This window comes from Paenibacillus sp. FW126-R14 (assembly GCF_058789495.1).
The window spans coordinates 18,143-29,650 of sequence record NZ_JBYTBS010000072.1; the positions used below are offsets into that span (position 1 = coordinate 18,143).

Here is an 11,508-nt window from a genome sequence, read left to right on the forward strand (position 1 = left end):
AAAGCGAGGAGCGGTGAGTGATGGAGGCCTATGACATTTTGGAAACGGTAGAGCGTTATGTCCAGCCGGCTGTGTTGGCGACGGTTATTCATGTGGATGGTCACGCTTACCGCAAGCAAGGGGCAATGATGCTGTTGATGGCGGATGGAAGCTCGGTTGGGAGCATATCTCCCGGCTGCTTGGAGGCCGATCTGTCCGGGTATGTGCCTCTGGTCGAGGAATCGCAGAAGCCGCAAATGGTCGAGTATGACATGCGGCCTGCCGACGATTTCGGATGGGGCGAAACGATCGGGTGCGGCGGATTGATCCGCATTCTGCTGGAGCCAGTGACCGGCGAACTGCTCGTGCACCTCTTGGCTGCCAAAGCGGCCTTGGATCGCGGAGAAGCGAGGCAGCTAGTCCGTACGTTTATTGAGGGGTACTCCGATATCCGGTACAGCCTGTGCGACGCGCTTGAAGGATCTTCTGCCGCTTGCGGCTCCTCGTCTGGCCGCTATGTTTACACGTTCAAGCCGAAGCCGAGGGTCGTCGTGTTTGGTGCGAACGACGATGCCATTCCGCTTGCGGGGCTGGCCTTGAGCAGCGGATTTCGCGTCGTGATCGCGGACTGGCGCGATGCTTACTGCACGGCGGAACGTTTTCCCGGAGCGGAGACGATTGCCGCTTTTCCGGGGACTTTGCTTGAAAAGCTGAAGCTGACCGCTGAGGATTATGTCGTCGTGATGAGCCACCAGTTCGATAAGGATGCCGAGTTCGTGCGCGGAGCGGCGAAAATGAGTCTGCGTTACCTTGGCATTATGGGCTCCAGAGTGCGTTCAGAGAAGCTGCTGGATGGCGTGGAGCGCCCCGCTTGGGTCCATTACCCGGTGGGTCTGCGCATCGGCTCGGAAGGACCTGTCGAGAACGCGGTCAGTATCGTAGCGGAATTGATTCGTATAAAGCGCGGTGTTCGCGCAAATGGAGAGAGGAGCTCCTCTGTCGCGTCAGGGCTGGATATCCAAGGGGCCCGCACATGGTGAACGCCGGAAAGCGGAAAGTCGTTGGCGTCTATTTGGCAGCGGGCAGCTCCAGACGAATGGGGACGGCGAAGACGTCCTTGGAAATCGCAGATGGCGTACGGCTCGGCGGGCTTGCTCTCCAGCAAGCTCTACAATCAGATTTGTATAGTGTCATTATTGTCGTGCGTGAAGGCGATACGCTGAATTGGCTGCCAATCTTCGCTCAAGAGCAGATCATGCTGGGGCGCTGCCGAATTGCCGTCTGTCATGACGCGGAATACGGGATGGCACATTCGCTACGCACCGGTATCCGGGAAGCCAAAGAGCAGGGTGCGGAGGGCATCATGGTGCTGCTGGCGGATCAGCCTTTTATCGACGGGCCTATGTTGTGCGGCCTTATGCATGCATTTCATGAAGATGCAGGGGAGGATTACATCGCCAGCGGGGATCAGGGAATGCCGAAGCCTCCGCTGATTATGGGGCCGGGTATGTGGCCTGCGGCAGCCTCTCTGGAAGGGGACGCAGGGGCGCGATCCCTGTTTCGCTCGCCGCTGTACCGTGGACGCGTCATAGAGGAAAAACAACTTAAATTCATGGACATCGACACAGCAGAACGGTTTGAAGAGGCTAAGAAAATATATGCGAACATGATTTAATGTTAACTTAAATAACATAAAAGTAGCGAAAAGTGCATTATTACTAATAATGCGCTATTTTTTTATACAAAAACACAAATTCATGTTAAGTTAGTTGACTCTGTTTTTGGGGATTGTTTATAGTTGAGCTAATTTAATTACGGATGATCTTAGGGGTCCGGTATTTCCATTATTTCGAGATGATGACACAGAGGAGGTTTGTTCATGTCAGTTCCTTTGTACCGGCTGTCAGAGCAGCAGCCTTCGGTGTGGCAGCCGACGACTGTGGAGGAAGCCTTGCAACTTAAGCGTAAATGGGGAGAGAATTCGGTGCTGGTCTCTGGCGGCACATGGCTCCGTACACGCTGGGAAAATGGCCTTTCATCGCCTCCGCAGCACTTGATCAGCCTTGGCCAGATTCCTGCTCTTTCCGGATTAACCCTAGATGATCAAGGTCATGTTCATATAGGTTCTGCGGTTTGTTTAGCCGATGTGATGGAAAATGAAATGACGAAGCAGCGATGCGGACTCCTGATGCAAGCGTGCTCTGAAATTGCAGCTCCTTCCGTACGCCATCTAGCATCAATCGGAGGCAATGTGATGACTCGCACAGGCGATCTCATTCCTGCCCTGCTGGTTATGAATGCACATGTGGCGGTGTCGGATGGACAGAAAGAACGCGCGCTGTCGTTGGAGGAGTGGCTGCAAGGTTCGAATTTTACGCCTTTTGAGATAATGACAAGGATTGTAGTTCCGGGGCGGGTATGTGCCCAGACGAATGATGCGGGACAGACCCCTGCAGAGCTTGGGAATACGGCTGCGGAGCATTCTTTTTATTTGAAGGTAGGACGTAGAGAAGCGTTCACTCCATCGGTTGTAACGGTTGCCGGCCGTATAAGGATAGAAGCGAACGGCACTGTTGCCGCAATCGCTTTGAGCGCGGGAGGGGGAAGCGCCGTTCCGGCAAGGTTTAGAGAGCTGGAGGACGCGTTGGCAGGCAAGCTTCTAACCAAGGAAGTCCTGCAAATGTTGCATAAGGGAGTGTCCGATGGTTTCGACGCTGCAGCCGACGATTACGCGGGTATTGCATACCGCAAGCTGACGGCGGCGAATCTAATTGTGTCCGAATGCTATAAAGCTTGGCGTAAAGGGGGCGGAGCCGGTGCTTCTAGATCGTAATACGTATGCAAAAAGATGGATCGTTCGTCCCGACGGTGAAGCGAAAGTAACGGGAAAGCTCCGGTATCTCACGGATTTAACGGCGCCGGGCATGCTGCATGGGAAGGTGCTGCGAAGCAGGCATCCTCATGCTTGGATTCTCTCGATCGATACAAGGAAAGCCAAAGCGCTTGCCGGCGTTCGTGCGGTTATAACAGCGGAGGACGTGCCGGGCATGAATTTGTTCGGCATTGCTTTCCCGCATCAACCTGTTCTGTGTCATGACCGGGTTCGTTATGTCGGAGATGCAGTGGCGGCTGTAGCTGCGGATACGGAAGAGATCGCCGAGTACGCCCTTAGCCTGATCGAGGTTGTATACGAGCCGCTGCCGGTTGTAGACAATCCGGAAACTGCGCTGGATGAGGGAACCGTTCTTCTGCACCCTGAGGGCAACCTGCTGCACCGAACCTGTGTGAAGTATGGGGAGGCTGAATCGGCCTTTGAGCAGTGTGCGCACATCGTAGAGGAGACGTATTATACGCCGAGGCAAATGCACACGTATATGGAAACGGAGGGCGGCCTGTTCATTCCTGAGGAAGACGGCCGACTGACGGTGTACTCGCCGACACAGCACGGCTACAAAGACCGGATGCAGTTGGCGCGCATTCTTGCTATGGCAGAAGAGCAAATCCGCGTCGTATCCAGTCCGATCGGCGGATCGTTCGGCGGGAAGGATGAGCTTAACGTGCAGCCCTTTGGCGCTATACTTGCCTTGAAGACCGGCGCTCCGGTCAAAATGCACAATTCCCGCCGTGAATCGGTCATTGCCGGGATCAAACGTCATCCGATGCGGATCATGATGAAGACAGGCGCAGATGCCAGCGGACGCCTTATCGCCCATCAAGTCAATTTTCTTGCGGATACCGGCGCTTACGCCACTTTGGGCTGCGAGGTGCTGAATTTCGCTACGGAACATACCATCGGACCTTACCGGATTCCGCATGTCGACGTACAGGGAACGAGTGTTTACACAAATAACGGCGTATCCGGGGAATTCCGGGGCTTCGGCGGCAATCAGGTGATTTTCGCCGTTGAAAGCCAGATCGAGCGCTTGGCTGAAAAGCTCGGGATGGATTCTTGGGAGCTGCGCAAGCTGAACCTGCGCGCTCCGGATGATCCTGGGCCGTTAGGCCAGGAGATTGTGGCGACCGACGGTGCCGACCAAGTGTGGAGCAAGGTGCAGGAATCGCCGCTCTGGGCGAAGCGGGGCATGCCGCAGAGGAGCGCGGAGGAGCCGTGGCTGCGCCGTGGCGTCGGCGCCTCGATGGTGATGCACGGCGCCGGGCTCGGCCTCGGCATCCCGGATCATTCCGGCGGACGCATTGAGCTCACGCCGGAGGGCAAAATCCAAGCCTCCTTCGGCTTCGAGGAGTTCGGGCAAGGGCTTTACGCAGCGCTTACGCTCATGCTGCAGGATTGCTTCGGCTGCGCCGCCGATGACATTCGCATTGTCATCGGCGATACCGACCGCGTGCCGGTCAGCGGCTCGAGCACGGCTTCCCGCGCCACCACGATGATGTGGCGCGCGCTGCAGCGGCTGAAGCCGCCGTTCGTGCAGGCGCTGCTGGAGCAGGCGGCTGAGCTTGTCGGCTTCGCGCTTGAAGAGCTGACAACCGGCGCAGGCGGGATTCATCGCAAAGGCGATGAGCCGGGTCAGCCGGTTGTGACGTATGCGCAGTTGGCGGCTGCTGCCGAAGCGGCAGCGAAGCCGATCCTTGCGCAGACGGCGTTCGACTACCCGACGACGCCGGCGGGGCAGGTCGGGGCGCATTATTTGTACACTTACGCAGCAGCTATTGTAGAGGTAGAAGTGAACATGCTGACAGGGAGGGTGAGGGTAGTCGCGACCGATCACGTGATTGCAGCAGGACCTGTCATCAATCCGATGGGCTTCCTCGGACAGATCGAGGGCGGCAGCGTGATGGCACTGGGCTACACGTTGACCGAGGATGCCGTTATGGAGGAGAGCGTGTATTTGCGGCACAATTTGGATACGTATTTGATTCCTACTTTCAAAGATAGTCCGCATACGATTCGTGTAGATGCAATTGAAGAATTACCCGAGGGCGATACTTTCGGGCCGCGCGGGGTAGGCGAAATCGGCAGCGTCGGACTCGCGCCGGCGATAACGGCGGCGGTTCGGCAGGCGTCAGGGATCTGGGTGAACCGTCTCCCGATTTCACCGGAACAGATTGTGCAGTCCGTCGATTGGCTAGAAGGGCTGGAGGGGGAGGGAGGCCATTGATTAAGGCAACCTATGTGCTTGAATGCTCCATTAATGGGAAGGATGTCGCGATTCCGGTTCCTGCATCCAAGCGGATGTCGGATATTTTACGAGATGATCTGGGTTTAACCGGCACCAAAGTTTCTTGTGAGATTGGACGCTGCGGCGCCTGTATGGTGCTGCTGGAAGGGAAGCCCGTAAATGCGTGTTTGCTTATGGCGTATCAAGCCGCCGGCAAGCAAGTGACTACCATTGAAGGGATCTCCGGCGGGGAGGCGCTGCATCCCGTTCAACAAGCGATGTTGGAGGAAGGAGGGCTGCAGTGCGGTTATTGCACCGCAGGGATGGTCGTCACGCTAACGGCTTTGTGGAACCGAAATCCCGCCCCGACAAGGGCGGAGGCCGAACAAGCGCTGTGCGGCAATTTATGCCGCTGCACGGGGTATGAAGGTATTTTCAGAGCGGTAGAACGATGTGGTCTGCCGACAAAAAGAGAGGGGTAGAAGCTATGATGCCAAAAAAACTGATGTTGTCCTTAACCGCTATCTTCCTAGTGATCCTATCTGCTTGTTCCAGTTCATCCGCACCAACGACGAGCACCACGACAACGCCGGCAGGCTCCCCTGCGGCAGCACCGGCTGCAAGCGCAGCTCCTTCCCAAACGGAAAAAAAGCTCCCTAGAGTGGCCTTTGTCTATATCGGCGTGCCCGGTGACGGAGGTTGGACATACGAGCATGATCAAGGCCGATTAATGATGGAGAAAGAGCTCGGCATCAAAGCGACTACCGTCGAAAATATTCCTGAAGGACCTGACGCGGAGCGGGTTTTCGAAGAGTTGGCACAGAAAAACGATATTATTTTCGGAACCTCTTTCGGCTATATGGACCCGATGTACAACGTGGCGAAGAAGCACCCGAACGTGAAATTCCTGCACGCGACAGGCTACAAAACACTGCCTAACATGGGGACGTACATGGGACGCGAGTATCAGAGCGCATACCTCGTCGGCATGGCCGCCGGTAAAATGACCAAAAACAATCATATGGGCTATGTGGGCGCATTCCCGATCCCGGAAGTCATTTATACCATTAATGCTTTTACCTTAGGCGCGCAAAGCGTGAATCCGAACGTGGACGTGTCGGTTGTTTGGAGCAATACCTGGTTCGATCCGGCTACCGAGAAGCAAGCGGCGATTTCACTGCTCGATAAAGGCGTGGACGTGCTGGCTGCGTACCAAGATTCACCGGCGGGCATTCAAGCGGCTGCTGAGCGCAAAGTATGGGGCATCGGCAACGATTCCGATATGGGCCGGTTCGCGCCGGAAACGTACATTTCCAACCCGAAATGGAACTGGGGCCCTTACTACGTACAAACAGTGAAAAGCGTGATGGACGGCACTTGGAAATCCGAAGCGTATTTTGGCACCATGAAGGAAGGCATTACAGACATCGCACCGCTTGGCAAAAATGTGCCTGCTGACGTCAAAGCGCTTGTTGAGAAGAAAAAGCAAGAGATTATGGCGGGAACCTTTGAGGTGTTCCAAGGCCCTATCGTCGATCAGGACGGGAAAGTCAGGTTCGAGCAGGGCAAAAAGATGACAGACGAAGAAATTCTGGGGACGACTTGGTTTGTTAAGGGCATTAAAGGTGTCATTCCAAAATAATGGGGGAAGGTTGTGAGGGCGATGACTATACAAGATAGGACGCTGCTGGACGAATGGCATCCGGTATTGTTGTCGTCGGCGCTGACGGATCGACCGGTTTCTGTTGTCGTGCTGGGTGAACAAGTGGCTGTTTTCCGCACCTCTGACGGCGTTCATGCCTTCAAAGACTTATGCATTCATAGGGGCGTACCGCTCTCGCTCGGCAAAGTGAAGGGAGATGAACTCGTGTGCGCCTATCACGGCTGGTCTTACAACGGCTGTGGGACGTGTACGCGAATCCCTTCGCTGCCGGCTGGTCGTGCCATTCCCTCGAAGGCGAAAGCATTCGTATACCGTTGTGTGGAAGCGCACGGATTTGTTTGGGTCTGCTTGGGTGAACCGGCAGGTCCGCTGCCGAAAGTTAGTGCCTATATTCCCGAAGGCTTCAAAGAAGTATGGATGGGACCGTATATCCTGCAAGCCGCCGGGCCCCGCGTGATTGAGAACTTCCTCGATGTCTCTCACCTCATGTTTGTTCATGAGGGTCTGCTGGGCGATAGTGAATTTGCCGAGATCGGCGACTACCAGGTGCATGAAGAGGACGGCGTCCTCACCTCGGAGGAGATCGTCGTCTACCAGCCCGATCCGGATGGAACGGGACGCGGGGTACATAGCCGTTATGTGTATGAAGTGTATGGTCCGCTAAGCGTCGCGTTTACGAAAAGAGACCGGGATACGGATCATATTTTCCGTTTGTTCCTCATGGTGCTGCCGGAAACCGAGCAGCGCAGCCAAGCTTTCATGCTCAAGCAGCGGAACTATGCGTATGAGGAGCCGGATGATATTTTCGTCCGGTTCCAGGATCTGCTGATCGAGCAGGATCGTGAAATGGTCGAAAATCAGAAGCCTGAGCTGCTGCCGCTTGATCTGCAGGCGGAGCTGCATTTGAATACGGATCGACTGAGTATTGCGTATCGCAAGCGGCTTAGGGAACTAGGCGTCACGTTTGGGACGGCGTAGAATGTGTAAAATAATAGGCTATCGAAAGGGGCGGGGAGTGGCCTTTTTCGGTAGTCTTTGTTTTATTAATTCAGATTCCTTTTATCTACATATTTGGTTTATAATTGGATGTTGTTCTTGCGTTACCTTTGCTTTTCGTGATATGCATAAAACAATGGAAATATCATTAGCTAATTAGGAGCTAGGAGGTAAATAAATTGAAGAAAAAAGTACTTTATGCGTCTGCTATACTTATTTTAAGTTATGTTGCTTTTGTATTTATGTATCACGTAGTTCCCGTTGTTACTGGAAGATTTGCGACAGCTCATTTTATGGCGAACCTCAAGAGTAAGGATCCAAGTTTAGTAGACTATCGCGGACTTCAAGTAAGTCTGGATGATAATGCGCTTGAAGGCAGTGTATACGTAACACTTACGAATCAAAGTATAAAAAAGGAGTACCGTATATTCATTGTTTTTGAGGGTGGGCGGCTATCTCCAAAGATTTCGCATTTGCAATACATGGAAGCAGATGGAGTGGACGAGACAATAGGACCGTGGATCAGAGCAATGAATTTCACATTATCCTGAGAGGTAATATCGATGTATTACTAAAGACATATCTTCTAATAGGACCAGTGGCAGAATATCTAGTGATAGATGGGTATTAGGAAGTTGGATATTCAAATAAAAGGTGGTACATAAAATGAATTTTGTTATTCTAAAAGACTTAAATGATACGTCATGTATTGAAATTCATTTTGAGGTTTTGCACCATTATCTTGAAGAGAGTGAAGGAAGCAGAATAATTGTTATCTTGAATTACACTGGACTTATGAGTGCGACACCGATCTATACTTACTAACTTTTGAAGATCAGGGAAGATTATTTCTACTGAAATCAAGTCAAAATGAGTTGGCTAAGTTTGGAGATTCACTTAAAAATGCAGTAGAATCAGCACCAAGCTCGAGTAGCTATTAGCATGAATAATGCACTTGAATATTAAGTCGTTCATTTGTTTATGTCGTTAATTTTCTTGCCTGAAAGATCCGCGTGGTCTAACAACCCCTCAATAAGAATTTCCCGCCTTATCAGCTCCTTCAGGAGCATGTCTATGAATTCTTGCTCAAGCTGCAAGTTTATCGCTTCCAAGTAGGCATTAATCAAGCCCTGGTGACTAAGTGTTTTCATGAGCGTCCTCGTATCTTACCAAGTTATTTTTGTTTCCTGCTGTTTTTGATTAATGTCATTCTTCGAGAATGACGCAGCCAGGAGTAATAGCTCCGCAAATCACGAAGCTCCAAATTCTCGCTCATTCGTCCTAGAAAGGTGACAACGATCATTCTATGTAAAGGGTTCCCCAAAAGATCTGTCTCTGAGTTAGCGTTATCGAATTGGGCGACAAAGAGCAAATCATCATCGACCGCATAAACGTCTTCCTCGTTCTTATAGTAAGGAGCGACTTTACCGTTCTTCAGTTTCTCCCATAGATAGGCGCATATTTCCTCCAGCGAGGTGGCTTCGTCTCCAATACGTAAGCGATATCTACTGTGTGCATGGTGAGTGATGACGATGTCATACACTTTTTTATCGGCGAGCTCGATGTTGAAGGGATCGTAGGTACTCCATCGACTCATTTTTCTATCTTTCATCCCCCGACTCTCCTCTCAACTCCGTTTGAGTATTTTCCATATATATACTAATTATCATATTATTTGATTAATGTGATAACATCGCAAAAATGGGAGTTTTTCACGCAAACTTTTTGCATGTTCATGTAAAGTCAGCGTAAATATTTGCGTGAAGACGAAAAAAAGATTGTATAACAGCGCAAAGCTGGTTATACAATCCTTTGATACGCTTGGCAGTGCAACCTACCTTCATGCTAGCAGTAAGCAACACGGCATGCAAAGCGATGGAACAGAAATCAGAGGCTGGATCTATTACTACGGGCACTTCTACATGTCTTAACTATACACTCATCCATTGGGCAAGAAAAATAAGTCTTAGTTGCTATTTTTTATATAGTGCTATTACGTTATTTTTAATTTTATTAAACCGTTCCTTATTTTCAATATTTCTTGATTCAATATTATCCGTATCGTCTAGATTATATTTGCCTTGATAACCACCCCTAATAACATACATATCACCTTTCTGATTCAGCCTTAGGAAAAGTGAATACTGGGATTTGGTATTCATTTGTTCATACCCTTCTCGTGAAATCTTGGTTTTTCCAGGTTCTATTCCTGCTTTGTCAACAACCCAAGTTGGTTCAACAACTTTAATTACTTGACCTTCTTTTATATTCGAGCTTGCGAGTTTTTTATCGACTTTTGATATTTTAAATTCTGTTATTGTAAATGATTCATCCAAGTAGCCTTCTTTTGTTTTAGTTACATAATTCCCACTTGCTAAAGGGGTACCACTAAAAATAAAATCACTTGCTTGAATAAGGGCTTCTGTGGAGTCAAACTGAGGATAATCGGCTTCCCAAACAACCTTAGTTATTTTTTGATCAAGATATATGTATATACCAGTTCCCAAGAGTGCTGCAACTATTAAACAAGGTAATAAAAATTTCTTTCTCAGCATTGTGTTATCCTCCAATTATAAATGAATTAGTTTCCCCATTTGGCTTTTAAATGTGCTATATCTACAGATGTTGGTAAAGTGACTGTCAGTTTACCTTGTTGCATTACTGGTGCTCCTTCATTATTGCAATCTCCCAAACTAAGTGTATGACCAAACTCATGAGTTAACGTTTTTTGCGAGTTGTCAGAATTAAAATTTGCAAGATCCAAGTTGTGTTGTTAGTTTGGATACTAACATTTGACGAAATTCCATATATTTACAATTGTGTCCATTTCAAGATATGAGAGTAAATAGGTGTAATTTACCATGTGGAATATATGAAAATTGCATTCAGCTTAAATGTTTGCGTGAAGACGAAAAAAAAGATTGTATAACAGCGCAAAGCTGGTTATACAATCCTTTTTTAATTTGGTAAAATAAGGTTGAGGGTTAGTACCATGTGCTTTGGATACTGATTTGCTGGATTCCTTGAGTTGTGAATACTTTCTTTAAAGCAGTTGCTTCGGATGAGGAGAGTAGATTGTTAGTAATCCCATCGTTTTTTACACTTGTTTGTTTCATCAAATGTACGGTTTCTAGCAGTTTGGGGTTTAATTGAATAATTGCCATCATTGTCTTCTCCTTTCAAAATTAATAAGATACATGATAAATTATAGCAAGTAATTTGATGTAGGAGTATGTCGAATGAAGAAAAAAATAATAATAGGATTGTGTGCAGCTATATTTATTATTTTGCAAATAAGGTGTTCAATGTTTGTTTTTAATTTTCCGTATATAGGTATTGATGTCGAGCTAAAGAATGGGCAGCAATGGGTAATAAGTAACATAATATCTGAGGGAGCTGCAGCTAGATTAGATTTACAAGTTGGGGATATCATTCAGCAATTAGACGGAAGACCGCTAGAAGAGTCAGTAACTTTTCAAAAGTGGCGTTCGATCGAACAAGTTAATACACTCGAGATAATTAGAGATGGTACCTTAATAGAAAAGATAATAAGTTCTAAAAGCAATTTATTCTATGATGTGTTTCCACTTTTTGAGGGGCTAATTTGTTTATCAATGTTCGGTTTACTCTTTTCGAAAATGTTTCGTTCAAAATCTGCAACGTTACTTGCTGCTGTATTTCTTTGTGCATCTATAATCTTTTTCAGCTTAGGAGCATCTATCAGAGGAGATACTGTTGGGAAGATATTAATAT

Annotated in this window: 14 protein-coding genes; 9 read left to right on the forward strand and 5 right to left on the reverse strand. The window is 49.1% G+C overall.

What is annotated here, in order from left to right; genetic code table 11:
* Window positions 1-20: 20 nt before the first annotated feature.
* From AC3WRW_RS29520 to AC3WRW_RS29555, 8 genes are all read left to right on the forward strand, one after another.
* Window positions 21-1,019: an XdhC family protein gene (locus tag AC3WRW_RS29520; RefSeq protein ID WP_492549789.1), complete on the forward strand. Its 999-nt coding sequence runs from the start codon at window positions 21-23 to the stop codon at window positions 1,017-1,019.
* Complete coding sequence (locus tag AC3WRW_RS29525) at window positions 1,013-1,654, forward strand: nucleotidyltransferase family protein (RefSeq protein ID WP_492549790.1); 642 nt, start codon at window positions 1,013-1,015, stop codon at window positions 1,652-1,654. The genes AC3WRW_RS29520 and AC3WRW_RS29525 overlap by 7 nt, the downstream gene beginning before the upstream one ends.
* A 204-nt stretch (window positions 1,655-1,858) precedes the next feature.
* Window positions 1,859-2,812, forward strand: a complete 954-nt coding sequence (locus tag AC3WRW_RS29530; protein ID WP_492549791.1) for an FAD binding domain-containing protein — start codon at window positions 1,859-1,861, stop codon at window positions 2,810-2,812.
* Window positions 2,796-5,096: a xanthine dehydrogenase subunit D gene (gene pucD, locus AC3WRW_RS29535; protein WP_492549792.1), complete on the forward strand. Its 2,301-nt coding sequence runs from the start codon at window positions 2,796-2,798 to the stop codon at window positions 5,094-5,096. Before AC3WRW_RS29530 ends, pucD begins: the two co-directional genes overlap by 17 nt.
* The gene (locus AC3WRW_RS29540) at window positions 5,093-5,578 is read left to right on the forward strand and encodes a (2Fe-2S)-binding protein (RefSeq protein ID WP_492549793.1); all 486 of its coding nucleotides are present in this window, start codon (window positions 5,093-5,095) and stop codon (window positions 5,576-5,578) included. Before pucD ends, AC3WRW_RS29540 begins: the two co-directional genes overlap by 4 nt.
* 5 nt (window positions 5,579-5,583) lie before the next feature.
* On the forward strand, window positions 5,584-6,738 hold the full coding sequence (locus AC3WRW_RS29545; RefSeq protein ID WP_492549794.1) for a BMP family ABC transporter substrate-binding protein: 1,155 nt from the start codon (window positions 5,584-5,586) through the stop codon (window positions 6,736-6,738).
* A gap of 21 nt (window positions 6,739-6,759) precedes the next feature.
* Window positions 6,760-7,737: an aromatic ring-hydroxylating dioxygenase subunit alpha gene (locus AC3WRW_RS29550; RefSeq protein WP_492549795.1), complete on the forward strand. Its 978-nt coding sequence runs from the start codon at window positions 6,760-6,762 to the stop codon at window positions 7,735-7,737.
* A gap of 197 nt (window positions 7,738-7,934) precedes the next feature.
* On the forward strand, window positions 7,935-8,306 hold the full coding sequence (locus tag AC3WRW_RS29555) for a hypothetical protein (protein WP_492549796.1): 372 nt from the start codon (window positions 7,935-7,937) through the stop codon (window positions 8,304-8,306).
* 420 nt (window positions 8,307-8,726) lie between these two features.
* On the opposite strand, the gene sda is transcribed toward AC3WRW_RS29555, so the two are convergent.
* The 5 genes from sda to AC3WRW_RS29580 all read right to left on the reverse strand — a co-directional run bounded on the left by sda (window position 8,727) and on the right by AC3WRW_RS29580 (window position 10,919).
* Window positions 8,727-8,906 (reverse strand): sporulation histidine kinase inhibitor Sda, encoded by a 180-nt coding sequence (sda, locus tag AC3WRW_RS29560; RefSeq protein WP_492549797.1) that lies wholly within the window; start codon window positions 8,904-8,906, stop codon window positions 8,727-8,729.
* Between the two features lie 23 nt (window positions 8,907-8,929).
* Window positions 8,930-9,367 (reverse strand): hypothetical protein, encoded by a 438-nt coding sequence (locus tag AC3WRW_RS29565; protein WP_492549798.1) that lies wholly within the window; start codon window positions 9,365-9,367, stop codon window positions 8,930-8,932.
* Between the two features lie 361 nt (window positions 9,368-9,728).
* Window positions 9,729-10,310, reverse strand: a complete 582-nt coding sequence (locus tag AC3WRW_RS29570) for a hypothetical protein (protein WP_492549799.1) — start codon at window positions 10,308-10,310, stop codon at window positions 9,729-9,731.
* 26 nt (window positions 10,311-10,336) lie between these two features.
* A complete protein-coding gene (locus tag AC3WRW_RS29575; RefSeq protein ID WP_492549800.1) occupies window positions 10,337-10,519 on the reverse strand; it encodes a hypothetical protein in 183 nt (60 codons plus the stop codon).
* 220 nt (window positions 10,520-10,739) lie between these two features.
* On the reverse strand, window positions 10,740-10,919 hold the full coding sequence (locus tag AC3WRW_RS29580) for a hypothetical protein (protein WP_492549801.1): 180 nt from the start codon (window positions 10,917-10,919) through the stop codon (window positions 10,740-10,742).
* Between the two features lie 75 nt (window positions 10,920-10,994).
* Between AC3WRW_RS29580 and AC3WRW_RS29585 the strand changes: the two genes are divergently transcribed.
* Window positions 10,995-11,508: PDZ domain-containing protein (locus AC3WRW_RS29585; RefSeq protein WP_492549802.1), on the forward strand; the 514-nt coding region annotated here is incomplete at its 3' end.